We start from the raw sequence: 13,256 nt of genomic DNA, 5'->3' as shown, positions 1-13,256 counted from the left end.
TTCACGCCGTTCGCGCGGAGGTCCTCCAACGCGTACAACGTAGTCCGATGCTATCCAGAAACACCGACGTCGGACTCGTAATCCAGGCACATAGCGCACCGATTCGTCCCCCCATTCGGTCGGCATTCGACGGCCACAAGGGCCGCTGGCCTGCCGTGGGGCGCCGAAACGCGAGATGGGTGCCGGACACTGCCCAGTCGTACACAAGCCAGAACGACCAGCTGGAACCTCGCCGGCAGCGTCGCGCGGAACCCCGCCCTGTGTATGTCGATCGACCCCGCCTCGAGCGGCTGACGCAGAGAATCCAACGCGTGGGCGCTGTACTCACCAGCCTCGTCGAGGAACAGCACGCCCCCGCTCGCGCGAGCGATCGCCCCCGGGCGCAACGACCTGCTGCCGCCGCCCACCAGCGCGGCGACGCTCACGCTGTGATGCGGCGCCTCGAACGGAGGAACCCTGCTCAGGCTGTCGACGACCGTGCCGGACAGCGAGCGTATGGACGCCACCTGAAGCGCGGTCTCGTCGTCGAGCGCGGGCAGGATCCCCGGCAGGCGTCGTGCGAGCATGGTCTTGCCCGCGCCGGGCGGACCGCTCATGAGCAGATGATGGCCGCCGGCGGCCGCCACGACGAGCGCGTCGATCGCCTCCTCCTGTCCGCGTATGTCCGACAGGTCCTCCCCGGGTGGGTCGTCGCCGCTGCTCCCTCGCCCCGCGGCCGGTCCCGGCACCTCGGGCACCGCTTCGTCGTCACCATCGATGTCGAGCCCGTGCCAGCGCGCGACGCCTGCGAGGGTGCGGCATCCGACGACCCGGATGCCGTCGACGAGAGCGGCTTCGGCTCGGCAGGCCTCGGGAACGATGACCGTCCGCCGTCGTGCCCGCGCCGCGGCGATCACCGCGGGGAGCACTCCCGGAACCGGCCGGAGGCGTCCGTCGAGGCCCAGCTCACCGATGTGGACCGTGTCGGCAAGGGACACCGGATCCATCGGCAGCTCTGTCGCGAGCGCAGCCGCCGCGATGGCGACATCGAAACCCGATCCCTGCTTCGGGAGGCTGGCCGGGGAGAGATTGACCGTCACACGACGTCGTGACAGCGGCAGCCCGCTGTTCTGGCAGGCGTTGTGCACGCGCTGCTGCGCCTCGGCGAGGGCCCGGTCGGCGAGTCCGACGATGCGGAACGCGGGCGTCTGGTTCGACAGGTCGGCCTCGACCTCGACGAGATCGCCGGCCAGCCCCGTGAGCGAGACCGCCCAGGTGCGGCCGAGGCTCATCGGAGATCCTCGACGTGCTCGAGCACCGCCGCCTCGACGTCGTCGCCGGTGATGCCGATGACGTCGAGACGAATACGGCGTCCGCGCACCTCCCCCGGATGTGCGGCGATCCACGCGCACGCGAGGCGCCACAGCCGGTCCTTCTTGCGCTCGTCGACCGCCTCGAACGGGTGCCCGTACGCCGCGGTCCGCCGGGTCTTGACCTCGACGATGACGAGCTCGTCGCGCGACACCGCGACGATGTCGATCTCGCCCTGGCGGTCACGCCAGTTGCGGTCGAGTATCTCGTAGCCGAGGCGGGTCAGGTGCCGCGCGGCCCGCTCTTCACCGGCGCGGCCCCGGTCGTCTTTCGCTGCCATACGAGCACTCTCGCGCGGCGGCGGACGACCCGGGTGCCACGGCCGTGAGCCCGTGCAGAACCGGCAAGGAGACGGTCCTGGGGAGGAAGGTCAGCTGTCGAGCGAGAGCTCGTCGGGAAGCTCGAAGTCGCGACGCTGGAGCTCTTCGACGTTGACGTCCTTGAAGGTGAGCACGCGCACGGACTTCACGAAACGGTCGGCTCGGTAGATGTCCCAGACCCACACGTCGTTCATCGTGAGCTCGAAGTAGAAGTCGTGCTCGGTGTCGCGACGAACGACGTTGACGTCGTTCGCGAGGTAGAAGCGACGCTCGGTCTCGATCACGTACTGGAACTGCGACACGACGTCGCGGTACTCCTTGTAGAGCGCCAGCTCCAGCTCGCGGTCATAGTCTTCGAAGACTTCGTCATCCATGGTGCTTCCATCCTAGGCGGCGGCAGCACGCCGTGATCGTCCCCGGCCACCCCCGGCACGTCCGGCTCAGAACAGGGTCGGCGCGTCGGCGATCGCCCACGACGCCCGATGATGACGCGACAGCCCGTGGTCACGGATCGCAGCGCGGTGGACCGCGCTGGCGTATCCCTTGTTCCGCGCCCACTCGTACATCGGCGTCTCATCGTGAAGCCCGGTCATGTGAGCGTCGCGAGCCACCTTGGCGATGACCGACGCCGCCGCGGCGCTGGCGCAGTCCCGGTCGGCCTTGATGATCGTCTGAACGGTCATGCCCGGTCCGGCCATCGGGCTCACGTAGTCGTGATTGCCGTCCAAGATCACGACGGTCTCCGCGGCGAAGGGGTCGATGCCGTCGAGGCTCTGGATCGCGCGGACGGCGGCGAGCCCCAGGGCCCGCATGATCCCCATCTCGTCGATCTCGGCCGGCGTCGCCGACCCGACCGCAGACGCCATGACCCAGTCCGCGGCTCTCGCTGCCAGCTCGGGCCTGCGGAGCTCCGTGACGAGCTTGGAATCGCGCAGTCCTTCGGGGATGCGCCGGCGTGCGCCGCACGCGTCGAGCACGGCGGCGCCCACCGACACCGGCCCCGCGAGCGCACCGCGCCCCACCTCGTCGAGGGCGACGACGAGCTCGTACTCGCGCAGCAGCCGCCGTTCGACGGTCAGCCGGGGCGCGACGACGGTCATCGCGTCACAGGCGCGGGAACACCCGCGAAGGCGTCGTGGTGAAAATCGATGAGACCGAAACGGTCGAGCGGCCACGTGATGAGGAAGGCTCGTCCGACCACGTTGTCGAGCGGGACGAAGCCTTGCGAAGGCTGATCGCGGTTGTAGCGCGAGTCCCGCGAGTGATCGCGGTTGTCACCGAGCACCCACAGCGAGTTCTCCGGCACCGTCACATCGAACGGCACCTCCTGTGGAGCCGACTGCCCGTCGGCGAGCGACACGTACGACGACTCGTCGATCGGCACGTCGTTCACGGTGATCTGGCCGACGGCGTTGCAGCACACGACGTGGTCGCCCGGCATTCCGATGATGCGCTTGATGAGGTGGTCTTTGCTGTCGGGGGCTGACAGTCCGACGATCGAGAGCACCCAGTCCATCCCCTCCACGAGCGGGGGGCGCGCCGGCTCGACCGTCGCGGGGAGCCAACCGCCCGGATCACGGAAGACGACGACGTCGCCGCGCGCGTAGCCGCCGAATCGGGGCGTGAGCTGGTCGACGAGGATCCGGTCGTCCTTCAGCAGCGTGCGTTCCATCGACCCGGAGGGGATGTAGAACGAGCGGACGAGAAACGTCTTGACCAGGAACGACACCGCGAGTGCGATGGCGACGATCACCAGGACGTCGCGGAGCAGCAGGCCGAGGCGACGTGATCGTGAACGCGCGGGCTTCGGCGCCTGCGCGGCAAGGTCATCGGTGGTCATTCATCGCCTCTCATCCGACTCACCCGCCGGGGAGCCCTACCCAGGGTCGCACATTCCGCGGCCAACGCCGGTCACCGCGCAGCGCAGACGACGGATGCCCCGAGCCTGAGCCCGGGGCATCCAGAGAATGCGTCGCTGCTATCAGCGGTCGCGCTTCTCCTTGATCTTCGCCTTCTTGCCGCGCAGGTTGCGCAGGTAGTACAGCTTCGCGCGACGGACGTCACCGCGCGTGACGACCTCGATGTGGTCGATCACGGGGCTGTGGACGGGGAAGGTGCGCTCGACGCCGACCTGGAAGCTGATCTTCCGGACGGTGAAGGTCTCGCGCACGCCGTCGCCCGAGCGGCCGATGACGACGCCCTGGAAGACCTGGATACGCGAGCGGTTGCCCTCGGTGATGTTGACGTGCACCTTGACGGTGTCTCCGGGGGCGAATGCGGGGATGTCGCTACGCAGCGATGCTGCGTCGACGGAGTCGAGGATCTGCATGATCTGTTCTTCCTGCGACCGCCTCAGGTCGACCACGAAAAAGTTGAATAAGGATGCGGTGCCCCGGGCGCCCGCCGGGCGCCGCTCCCCTGAGGCAGAGAACTGTCAGGGCACAAGCGTCCATTCTGCCACGCCGCGCCCCGCGCACCAAAACGTCAGCTGTCGCTGCGCCGGACCTCTTCGATGATCACGACCTTCTCGTCGGGGAGACGCTCGGAACTCGGCCGCATCGCCTCACGGAGGTAGCTCGGATCGGTCGCCACCGAGAACAGCGAGACGGGGCGCGCTTCGCGGAAGAGTTGCCACAGCGAAACCCAGAAGACGGCGAGGAATGCGGCGACCGCTGCGAACAGCAGCGGCCAGAAGGCGCCAGCGGGGTAGAACCCGATCGCGATGATGAGCCCGTGCCACACGGCGAAGACCAGGACGTCCCACCACGACAGCATCCGGGAGTGCCGGACGGTGCCCCGAGCCCGCACGAGCAACGTGGTCACCAGCTGGCCGATCAACACGGCAGGCACTGCGATGAACAGCACCCACAGGAAGACCCAGCCGCCCGCTCCCGAGATCGCCCAACCGACGACGAGCCAGAGCGGCAGCACGACAGCTGCCGGGAGGAGCCAGGAGAAGAGTGCGCGTCGCAGCCACATGCTCCTGATGCTACGCCGGTCCGGCAGGATAGAACCTGAAGAGAGGATCACGATGATCGAGCTGCGCACACCTGCCGAGATCGAAGCGATGCGTCCGGCTGGACGCTTCGTCGCCGAGACGCTGGCGACCCTTCGCGACGAGACGAAGGTCGGGACGAACCTCCTGGCGATCGACCGGCGCGCGCACGAGCTCATCCGACGTGCCGGCGCTGAGTCGTGCTACATCGACTACCACCCGTCCTTCGGGGCGAGTCCGTTCGGCAAGGTCATCTGCACCTCGATCAACGATGCGGTCCTCCACGGCCTCCCCCACGACTATGCGCTGCGCGACGGCGACCTCGTCACGCTCGACTTCGCCGTCTCCGTCGACGGCTGGGTCGCCGACTCGGCGGTGTCGTTCGTGGTCGGCACCGCTCGTGACGAAGACCTCGCGCTCATCGACACGACCGAGCGCGCGCTTGACGCGGCGATCAGCGCCGCCGTCGTGGGCAACAAGATCGGCGACATCTCGCACGCCGTCGCGACGGTCGCCCGGGCCGACGGACTGTCGATCAACACCGACTTCGGCGGACACGGCGTCGGCCGCGAGATGCACGGCGATCCCCATGTCCCCAACGACGGCAAGCCCGGCCGGGGCTATCCGCTTCGCGCCGGCCTCGTCGTGGCGCTCGAGCCGTGGTTCCTGCAGACCACGGACAAGCTCATCACCGACGCGGACGGATGGACGTTGCGCAGCGCCGACGGATCGCGTGGGGCACATTCGGAGCACACCGTCGCGATCACGGCCGAGGGCCCCGTGATCCTCACCGACCGCTCTTTCCTCGGCGTCGACTGAGGGGCCGCGGCGGGCTCGGCCGATCCCGACGAGCGCTCAGTCCCCGAGGCCGCCGGGGAGCAGGTCGGGACGGCGCTGGCGCGTGCGCTCGACCCGCTGAGCGTGCCGCCACTCCGCGACGCGGCCGTGGTGTCCGCTGAGCAGGACGTCCGGCACATCGTGGCCCCGCCACGACGCGGGCTTGGTGTAGGAGGGGTACTCGAGCAGCCCGTCCTCGTGAGACTCCTCGACGAGGCTCTCCGGGTTGCCCACGACGCCGGGAATGAGGCGACCGATCGCTTCGATCATCGCCATCGAGGCGACCTCTCCTCCGTTGAGGACGTAGTCGCCGAGGCTCATGAGTCGGACGTCGCCGAGGGTCGCAGCGTACGTGAACACGCGCTCGTCGATCCCTTCGTAGCGTCCGCAGCCGAACACCAGGTGCGATGCTCCGCTGAGCTGACGCGCCGACGCCTGCGAGAACCGCTCGCCGGCGGGCGAGGGAAAGATGAACGTCGGCCGGTCGGCCGCATCCGCCACGATCGCATCGAGCGCGAGCCCCCAGGGCTCGGGCTTCATCACCATGCCGGCGCCGCCGCCGTAGGGGGTGTCGTCGACGGTCCGATGACGATCGGTGGCGTAGTCGCGCAGGTCGTGAACGCGGACGTCGAGGAGACCCGCACCGCGGGCCTTGCCGAGGAGCGAAACCTCGAGGACGTCGAAGAACGCGGGGAAGATCGTGACGACGTCGACGCGCACGTCAGCCCTCGGTGGGGGCGTCGCCGCCCTCAGGGTCGGAAGCGGCTTCCACCGCGTCATCCGACTGTTCGGCTGGCAACTCTTCGAACAGTCCGGCCGGCGGCGTGACGATCACGCGGCCCGCCGCGACATCCACTTCGGGCACGATCGCCTTGACGAACGGGACGAGGACCTCGGTGTCATCACCGTCGCGCTGGACGATCAGAAGGTCCTGCGCGGGGAAGTGGTCGACGCGTGCGATGCGTCCGACCTTCTGCCCGTCGCGGACGACGTCGAGGCCGACGAGCTGGTGGTCGAACCACGCGTCGTCCTCAGCAGTGGCGTCGCCGTCCTGGTCGACCCACAGGATGGCCTTCACGAGGCTCTCGGCGGCGTCGCGGTCGTTGACGTCCTCGAGGAAGAGGACGGGGTGCGAGTTCATCCACCGGAACTCGCGGACGGTCACGGTCTTGCCGTGCCACGGTGATGCTTCGGGGACTTGCAACGTGAACGTTGCGCCCGTCACGAAGCGACCGTCGGGATCGTCGGTGTAGAGCTCGAGCTTGAGCGCGCCCTTGAGCCCGTGCGCCTTGACGAGGCGCCCGACGCGCAGCTGAGTGCGAGCGGGTTCGGCGGCCATCTCAGTCGTCCGCGACGTCGACACGGACGCGCGTGCCGTCGGCCAGCGCGGAAATCAATGCTCGCAGCGCCTTGGCGGTGCGCCCGCCGCGCCCGATCACCCGTCCCCGGTCGTCGGGGTGCACGCGCACCTCGAGTACTTCGCCGCGGGGCGACGAGGAGGAACGGATGACGACGTCGTCGGGGTGATCGACGATCCCCTTGACGACGTGCTCGAGCGCGGCGGACAGCAACGGATTACTCCGCGTCGGTCGCGTCGGCGGCGGCCTCGTCGGCGGGAGCCTCGGCGGCGGGCTCCTCAGCCTTCTTCGCGGCCTGCGGCTTGATGACCGACTTCTTCGACGCGTCGGCGACGAAGTCGCCCTTGGCCTCGGCCGTGCGAACGGTCGAGACGGCGTTCTTGTCGCCCTTGAACTTGCCCCAGTCGCCCGTGAGCTTGAGCAGCGCGGTGACCTGCTCCGTCGGCTGCGCGCCGACCGAGAGCCAGTACTGGGCACGCTCGGAGTCGACCTTGATGACCGAGGGCTCTTCGGTCGGGTGGTACTGACCGATCTCCTCGATCACTCGGCCGTCGCGCTTGGTGCGCGAGTCGGCGACGACGATGCGGTAGTAGGGTGCGCGGATCTTGCCGAGGCGCTTGAGACGAATCTTGACAGCCACAATTCTCCTGAGTGGTGTGATGTGAAGTGAACGTCGCCTGGAGCGTGGGGTGCACACCCGGCGGGAGCTCTGAGGGTGGACCTTCTCGCCGGATAGAGGGTCGAGCGAGCGGTCCAACCGTCTATTTTGCCAGATGATGACGGTCGTCGCGAACCGCGCCGTAGCGCGTGTCAGACTGAGCGCATGACGGTCCCCTTCGCCACGTCTGCCCGCTCCTCCGTGGGCATCGAGTGGGAGTTGATGCTCGCCGACCGCGACACCGGAGATCTCGCGCCCCGAGCGCCCGAAGTGCTCGCCGAAGTGGAGGAATCCTCGGCGCTCGAGCGCTACACCATCACCGGCGAGCTGCTGACGAACACCATCGAGGTCACCAGCGGAGTCGGCGACACCGTCGCAGCCGCGGTCGATGACATCGACGACGCCATCCAGCGGGTGCGAGAGTTCGCCGCACCGCGCGGTCTCGAGATGCTGTGCGCCGGCAGCCACCCCTTCGCACGGTGGTACGAGCAGGAGATCACGGACAAGACCCGCTACCACAAGCTCATCGAGCGGACGCAGTGGTGGGGCCGCAACATGATGATCTGGGGAATCCACATCCACGTCGGCGTCGAGGACGTCAACAAGGTGTTCCCGCTGATCAACGCCCTCTCGGTCTACCTCCCCCATCTCCAGGCGCTCTCGGCGTCGAGCCCGTTCTGGGCGGGCGACCGCACCGGCTATGCATCCAACCGCGCCCTCGTCTTCCAGCAGCTGCCCACCGCCGGCCTGCCCTGGAGCTTCACGAAGTGGAGCGACTTCGAGGACTACCTCGACGGCATGGTGCGCACGGGTGTCATGGAGGACGCATCCGAGGTGCGCTGGGACATCCGCCCGGCGCCGAAGTGGGGAACGCTCGAGATCCGGGCGTGCGACGGGATGTCGACCCTTCCCGAGCTCGCCGCCGTGGCATCCCTCGTTCAGGTGCTCACCGAGCACCTCTCCCGCCAGCTCGACGAGGGGCGTGAACTTCCCACGATCCCGCCGTGGTTCGTCCGGGAGAACAAGTGGCGCGCAGCGCGGTACGGACTCGACGCACGTCTCATCGTCGATGCGGACGGCACTCAGCGGCACGTCGCAGACCACCTCCGCGACACGATGGCGGAGCTCGAGCCGATCGCCGAGGAGCTGCACTGCGCCCGCGAGTTCCGAGGGCTGAACACGATCCTCGATCAAGGGGCCAGCTATCTCCGGCAGACGCGCGTCGCGGATGCGGCCGACGGCGACCTCCGCGAGGTCGTGCAGCACCTCATCCGCGAGTTCCGCGACGGCCCGACGCTGCGCCAGCACCTGGCGCAGCCGGACGTCGGCCGCTGAGTCAGGGCCGCTGAGCCGGCCCCGCTGACTCAGCCCTTGCCGAAAAGCTTCTGGATTTCGGCGAGGTCGGCCTCGCTCGGCTGAGCCTGACCGCCGGTTCCGAGGCCGAAGCCCGAGCCGGTCGGCGCTGTGGCAGTCGCGAGGCCCGCATTCTCGGCGGCGCGCTTGGCCGGGTTTCCCGAACGCGAACCGCTTTTGCTCTTGGCCTGCTTGCCGCGCTTGCTCGACGCGCCGGGCTTCCCACCCATGGGTCCCATACCAGGGATGTTGGGCACGCCGCCTCGGGCCACCGTCTTCATCATCTTCGCGGCCTGCTCGAAGCGCTGCACGAGCTGGTTGACGTCGGTCACCGTCATGCCCGAGCCGCGGGCGATGCGCAGGCGGCGCGAGCCGTTGAGCACCTTGGGGTTGCGTCGCTCAGACGGCGTCATCGACCGGATGATCGCCTCGGTGCGGTCGATCTCGCGCTCGTCGAACTGCTCGAGCTGCTGTTTCATCTGCCCCATGCCCGGCAGCATGCCGAGCATCTTCTTCATCGAGCCCATCTTCTTCATCTGCTGAAGCTGGTCGAGGAAGTCCTCGAGCGTGAACTGCTCCTTGGCGAGCTTCTCGGCGACCGCGAGGGCCTCCTGCTCATCGAACGCCTGCTGAGCCTGTTCGATCAGGGTGAGGATGTCACCCAGGTCGAGGATGCGGCTGGCCATCCGGTCGGGGTGGAAGGGTTCGAGGTCGTCGAGGCCCTCACCCGTGGACGCGAAGATGATAGGCCGCTGCGTGACCGAGGCGACCGACAGCGCGGCGCCACCGCGGGCGTCTCCGTCGAGCTTCGAGAGGACGACGCCGGTGAAGTCGACACCCTCCTGGAACGCCTTCGCGGTGTTGACCGCGTCCTGACCGATCATCGCGTCGATGACGAACAGCACCTCGTCGGGATCGGTCGCCTTCCGGATCGAGGCCGCCTGCTTCATCAGCTCGGCGTCGACGCCGAGTCGTCCCGCCGTGTCGATGATGACCACGTCGTGCTGGTGACGGCGGGCGTGATCGACGCCGTCGCGCGCAACCCGCACGGGGTCGCCGACCCCGTTGCCCGGCTCGGGCGCGTAGATGGCCGCCCCGGCGCGCTCGGCGACGACCTGGAGCTGGTTCACGGCGTTCGGGCGCTGGAGGTCGCACGCGACGAGGAGCGGCGTGTGGCCGTCTTTCTCGAGCTGCTTGGCGAGCTTGCCTGCGAACGTGGTCTTACCCGAACCCTGCAGACCCGCGAGCATGATGACGGTCGGCGGGTTCTTCGCGAACTGCAGCCGCCGCTGTTCGCCGCCGAGGATGCCCACGAGCTCCTCGTTGACGATCTGGACGACCTGCTGCGCCGGGTTCAGCGCGCGGTTGACCTCGTCGCCGAGCGCGCGCTCGCGCACCTTGGCGGTGAACTCCTTGACGACCACGAGGGCGACGTCGGCGTCGAGCAGCGCACGGCGGATCTCACGGACGGTCTGGTCGACGTCAGCCGCCGAGAGCTTTCCTTTGGTGCGGAGGTTCCGGAAGGTCTCGGTGAGACGGTCGGAGAGCGTGCCGAAAGTTGCCATGATCCCTCGATTCTATGCGAGCGGGTGGCCGCCCGCGGGCACCGACCGCGGCTTCGGCCGCTCAGCGCCGGCGGACGAGAGCGATCGCCCGGGCCATCTCCTGCGCCAGGTCGCTACGGCCCGCTCCCCCACGCGCCCACGACCGGACGGCACCCAGCACCGCACCGCCCCACGCGCCACCGAGGATGTCGGATTCGAGCCGGCCCGTCCCCGCGCGATGGAGCGTCTCCGCCACGGCGGCAGCGACCCGAGCGGAGCGCAGAGCCGCGTCGCGTGCGAGCTCGTCCGACAACCCCATCGCTGCATCGTTGACGATCGCCAGCGCCAGCGCATCGGGAGCGAAGCCCTGGGCGAGGTCGGCCACGGCCGCCGCGACGTCCTCGACGTCGGAGGCGGAGCGCAGAGCGCGCTCGATTGCGTCGAGCCGCTCGTCGAGCCCCGACCACAGGACGGCGGACTTCGACGAGAAGTAATTGAAGAAGCTCGATCGACTGACGCCGGCGCGCCGTGTGATGTCAGCGACGGTCGTCGCGTCGTAGCCCTGCTCGAGGAACAACTCGCACGCAGCCTCGGCCAGCGTCTCGCGGGACGACACGCGGGGCCGGCCGGCGCGGGATCGGGACGTCACCATGACAGCCTAGGCGTGTCGTATTCTTGGACGCAGTCCAGTATCTCGAGGAGGATCCGTGCTCGACATCCGCGTCGTGGGGCTCGCCCCCGCCGTCGTCCCATATGCACAAGGCTGGGAGCTGCAGCGTCGTGTTCACGACGCTGTGGTCGCCGGCGGTCCGGACACACTCCTTCTGCTGGAGCACGAGGCGGTGTTCACCGCGGGAGCACGCACCTCCCCCGGCGAACGACCGACCGACGGGACCGCCGTGGTCGATGTCGACCGCGGCGGCAAGATCACCTGGCACGGGCCCGGGCAGCTGGTGGGCTATCCGATCCTCCGCCTCCCCGAGCCGGTCGACGTCGTCTCGCACGTGCGGAGACTCGAACGTGTCCTCATCGACGCTGTCGCCGAGCTCGGCATCTCGGCCCGTCAGGTGACGGGTCGTAGCGGGGTGTGGGTACGTGACGGCGGCCACGACGCGAAGATCGCGGCGATCGGCGTCCGCGTCCAGCGCGGCGTGACGATGCACGGCTTCGCCCTCAATTGCGACAACGACCTCGCGCCCTTCGACCAGATCATCCCCTGCGGCATCACCGATGCCGGGGTGGCCACGCTGTCGACGGTGTTGGGCGATGACATCTCGCCCGCATCGGCGCTCGACACCGTCACCCGCCACTTCCGCGCCGAGTTCGACACGGCGGTCGCAGCGTGAGCGGCGGCTGCGCCGTGCCCGCCGGCGCCCCGGCAGCGGGCGGGCCGGAGGGACGCAAGCTCCTGCGCCTCGAGGTGCGCAATGCCCAGACCCCGATCGAGCGCAAGCCCGAGTGGATCAAGACGGAGGCCCGGATGGGCGAGGAGTACCGCGCGCTTCACGACCTGGTCCGGGATGAGGGCCTGCACACGGTCTGCCAGGAAGCAGGATGCCCGAACATCTACGAATGCTGGGAAGACCGAGAAGCGACCTTCCTCATCGGCGGGTCGCAGTGCACACGGCGCTGCGACTTCTGTCAGATCGACACGGGGAAGCCCGCCGAGTACGACACCGACGAGCCGCGTCGCGTCGCCGAGAGCGTCCACCGGATGCAACTGCGCTACGCGACGGTGACGGGCGTGGCACGCGATGACCTCGCCGACGGCGGGGCGTGGCTGCACGCAGAGACGGTCCGTCGTATCCACGCCGACAACCCGGGTACGGGCGTCGAGATCCTCGCGACGGACTTCAACGGGGATGCCGCACAGCTCGACGAGGTGTTCGCGTCGCGGCCAGAGGTCTTCGCCCACAACGTCGAGACGGTCCCCCGTATCTTCAAGCGGATCCGACCAGCGTTCCGCTACGAGCGCTCGCTCGGAGTGATCACACGTGCCCGTGACGCCGGGCTCATCACGAAGTCGAACCTCATCCTCGGCATGGGCGAGACACCCGACGAGGTCGTCCAGGCTCTGCAGGATCTCCACGACGCCGGGACCGACATCATCACGATCACGCAGTACCTCCGCCCCACACCGCGCCACCTGCCCGTGGACCGGTGGGTGAAGCCCGAGGAGTTCGTCGGTTTCCGAGAGGAGGCCGAGCGCATCGGCTTCCTGGGGGTGCTTGCCGGCCCGCTCGTGAGATCCTCTTACCGCGCCGGACGCTTGTGGGCGCAGTCGATGGTCGCGAAGGGCCGCGACATCCCGCCGCACCTGGCACATCTCGCCGACTCGGCGCAGTCAGGATTCGCGCAGGCCGTCTGACGACCCGGGGGGCCTGGCCACGCCCCGCTCAGGTCGCGGTCGGGTCCGGCGGCCAGACATAGGGAAGGTCGTCGGGGACGTCACCGAAGCGCGGCCGGTAGTAGGCGGCATCCTTGCGCAAGAGGTTCGAGCGGTGAGACAGATGGAACGCCTCGTCGCCGAGCCACGGTGGCATCTCGAGATCACTCTCAGAGATTCCGTCGACATCGGGCGCGAACTCCCGCAGTTGCGGCCGGACCGTGTCGGCGCGACCGGCCGCGATCCACGCGTCGGTCATCGCAAGGCCGTACGCCGTCAGCGCCGGCAGATACCCTCGCCACATCTTTGCGGCCGGGTGGTTCCGCCAGCCATAGCCCGCCACAGTATTGGCGCGCAGGAGTTGCAACGTCTCGACCCGCTGCTTGCCGAGCCTCGCCATGTCGAGTACTGCCGCCGATTCTGAAAACGAGGGGTACGGCAGGAAGGTCTGCACG

General features: G+C 68.7%; 18 protein-coding genes. 4 read left to right on the top strand and 14 right to left on the bottom strand.

Going from position 1 to position 13,256, the window contains the following annotated elements:
* Nucleotides 1-50: 50 nt before the first annotated feature.
* The 7 genes from QUC20_RS07560 to QUC20_RS07530 form a co-directional block, all read right to left on the bottom strand.
* Nucleotides 51-1,271, bottom strand: coding sequence for a YifB family Mg chelatase-like AAA ATPase (locus tag QUC20_RS07560; protein WP_289331396.1), 1,221 nt, complete (start codon nucleotides 1,269-1,271; stop codon nucleotides 51-53).
* Nucleotides 1,268-1,630, bottom strand: a complete 363-nt coding sequence (locus QUC20_RS07555) for a YraN family protein (protein WP_094261645.1) — start codon at nucleotides 1,628-1,630, stop codon at nucleotides 1,268-1,270. Before QUC20_RS07555 ends, QUC20_RS07560 begins: the two co-directional genes overlap by 4 nt.
* Nucleotides 1,631-1,720: 90 nt before the next feature.
* On the bottom strand, nucleotides 1,721-2,044 hold the full coding sequence (locus tag QUC20_RS07550; protein ID WP_023950963.1) for a DUF2469 family protein: 324 nt from the start codon (nucleotides 2,042-2,044) through the stop codon (nucleotides 1,721-1,723).
* Nucleotides 2,045-2,110: 66 nt separating this feature from the next.
* Nucleotides 2,111-2,770, bottom strand: a complete 660-nt coding sequence (gene rnhB, locus QUC20_RS07545) for a ribonuclease HII (protein WP_289331395.1) — start codon at nucleotides 2,768-2,770, stop codon at nucleotides 2,111-2,113.
* Nucleotides 2,767-3,510, bottom strand: a complete 744-nt coding sequence (gene lepB, locus QUC20_RS07540) for a signal peptidase I (RefSeq protein WP_289331394.1) — start codon at nucleotides 3,508-3,510, stop codon at nucleotides 2,767-2,769. The genes rnhB and lepB overlap by 4 nt, the downstream gene beginning before the upstream one ends.
* Before the next feature lie 141 nt (nucleotides 3,511-3,651).
* The gene (gene rplS / locus QUC20_RS07535) at nucleotides 3,652-3,999 is read right to left on the bottom strand and encodes a 50S ribosomal protein L19 (protein ID WP_023950969.1); all 348 of its coding nucleotides are present in this window, start codon (nucleotides 3,997-3,999) and stop codon (nucleotides 3,652-3,654) included.
* Nucleotides 4,000-4,154: 155 nt separating this feature from the next.
* Nucleotides 4,155-4,649 (bottom strand): MFS transporter permease, encoded by a 495-nt coding sequence (locus tag QUC20_RS07530; RefSeq protein WP_289331393.1) that lies wholly within the window; start codon nucleotides 4,647-4,649, stop codon nucleotides 4,155-4,157.
* Between the two features lie 52 nt (nucleotides 4,650-4,701).
* On the opposite strand from QUC20_RS07530, the gene map reads away from it, so the two are divergent.
* On the top strand, nucleotides 4,702-5,484 hold the full coding sequence (gene map, locus QUC20_RS07525) for a type I methionyl aminopeptidase (protein ID WP_289331392.1): 783 nt from the start codon (nucleotides 4,702-4,704) through the stop codon (nucleotides 5,482-5,484).
* A 36-nt stretch (nucleotides 5,485-5,520) separates the two neighbouring features.
* Here map and trmD read toward each other — a convergent pair whose 3' ends face one another.
* From trmD to rpsP, 4 genes are read right to left on the bottom strand one after another with little or no spacing between them, the layout of a single operon-like run.
* On the bottom strand, nucleotides 5,521-6,222 hold the full coding sequence (trmD, locus tag QUC20_RS07520) for a tRNA (guanosine(37)-N1)-methyltransferase TrmD (protein ID WP_289331391.1): 702 nt from the start codon (nucleotides 6,220-6,222) through the stop codon (nucleotides 5,521-5,523).
* Nucleotide 6,223: 1 nt separating this feature from the next.
* Nucleotides 6,224-6,841, bottom strand: a complete 618-nt coding sequence (rimM, locus tag QUC20_RS07515; protein WP_120262707.1) for a ribosome maturation factor RimM — start codon at nucleotides 6,839-6,841, stop codon at nucleotides 6,224-6,226.
* 1 nt (nucleotide 6,842) lies between these two features.
* Nucleotides 6,843-7,073, bottom strand: a complete 231-nt coding sequence (locus QUC20_RS07510) for an RNA-binding protein (protein ID WP_023950977.1) — start codon at nucleotides 7,071-7,073, stop codon at nucleotides 6,843-6,845.
* Nucleotides 7,074-7,077: 4 nt separating this feature from the next.
* Entirely contained in the window at nucleotides 7,078-7,500 is a 423-nt protein-coding gene (gene rpsP, locus QUC20_RS07505) for a 30S ribosomal protein S16 (RefSeq protein WP_120262708.1), read from the bottom strand.
* 183 nt (nucleotides 7,501-7,683) lie between these two features.
* Between rpsP and QUC20_RS07500 the strand changes: the two genes are divergently transcribed.
* Complete coding sequence (locus tag QUC20_RS07500) at nucleotides 7,684-8,853, top strand: glutamate--cysteine ligase (RefSeq protein ID WP_289331390.1); 1,170 nt, start codon at nucleotides 7,684-7,686, stop codon at nucleotides 8,851-8,853.
* A gap of 29 nt (nucleotides 8,854-8,882) precedes the next feature.
* On the opposite strand, the gene ffh is transcribed toward QUC20_RS07500, so the two are convergent.
* Nucleotides 8,883-10,436 carry a signal recognition particle protein gene (ffh, locus tag QUC20_RS07495; protein WP_289331389.1) on the bottom strand — a complete coding sequence of 518 codons (1,554 nt, stop codon included), beginning with the start codon at nucleotides 10,434-10,436 and terminating at the stop codon, nucleotides 8,883-8,885.
* A gap of 61 nt (nucleotides 10,437-10,497) precedes the next feature.
* A complete protein-coding gene (locus tag QUC20_RS07490; RefSeq protein ID WP_289331388.1) occupies nucleotides 10,498-11,064 on the bottom strand; it encodes a TetR/AcrR family transcriptional regulator in 567 nt (188 codons plus the stop codon).
* Nucleotides 11,065-11,122: 58 nt separating this feature from the next.
* Between QUC20_RS07490 and lipB the strand changes: the two genes are divergently transcribed.
* Together lipB and lipA are read left to right on the top strand one after the other, a co-directional pair.
* The gene (gene lipB, locus QUC20_RS07485; protein ID WP_120262712.1) at nucleotides 11,123-11,761 is read left to right on the top strand and encodes a lipoyl(octanoyl) transferase LipB; all 639 of its coding nucleotides are present in this window, start codon (nucleotides 11,123-11,125) and stop codon (nucleotides 11,759-11,761) included.
* A gap of 14 nt (nucleotides 11,762-11,775) precedes the next feature.
* The gene (gene lipA / locus QUC20_RS07480; protein WP_289331387.1) at nucleotides 11,776-12,783 is read left to right on the top strand and encodes a lipoyl synthase; all 1,008 of its coding nucleotides are present in this window, start codon (nucleotides 11,776-11,778) and stop codon (nucleotides 12,781-12,783) included.
* 28 nt (nucleotides 12,784-12,811) lie between these two features.
* On the opposite strand, the gene QUC20_RS07475 is transcribed toward lipA, so the two are convergent.
* Entirely contained in the window at nucleotides 12,812-13,255 is a 444-nt protein-coding gene (locus QUC20_RS07475; protein ID WP_120262713.1) for an MSMEG_6728 family protein, read from the bottom strand.
* Nucleotide 13,256 lies beyond the last annotated feature (1 nt).

Origin of the sequence: Microbacterium arborescens (assembly GCF_030369635.1) — a bacterium.
Taxonomy (GTDB): domain Bacteria; phylum Actinomycetota; class Actinomycetes; order Actinomycetales; family Microbacteriaceae; genus Microbacterium.
The sequence above is the reverse complement of the archived record's forward strand: the minus strand, read 5'-3'. Positions and strand labels throughout refer to the sequence as shown.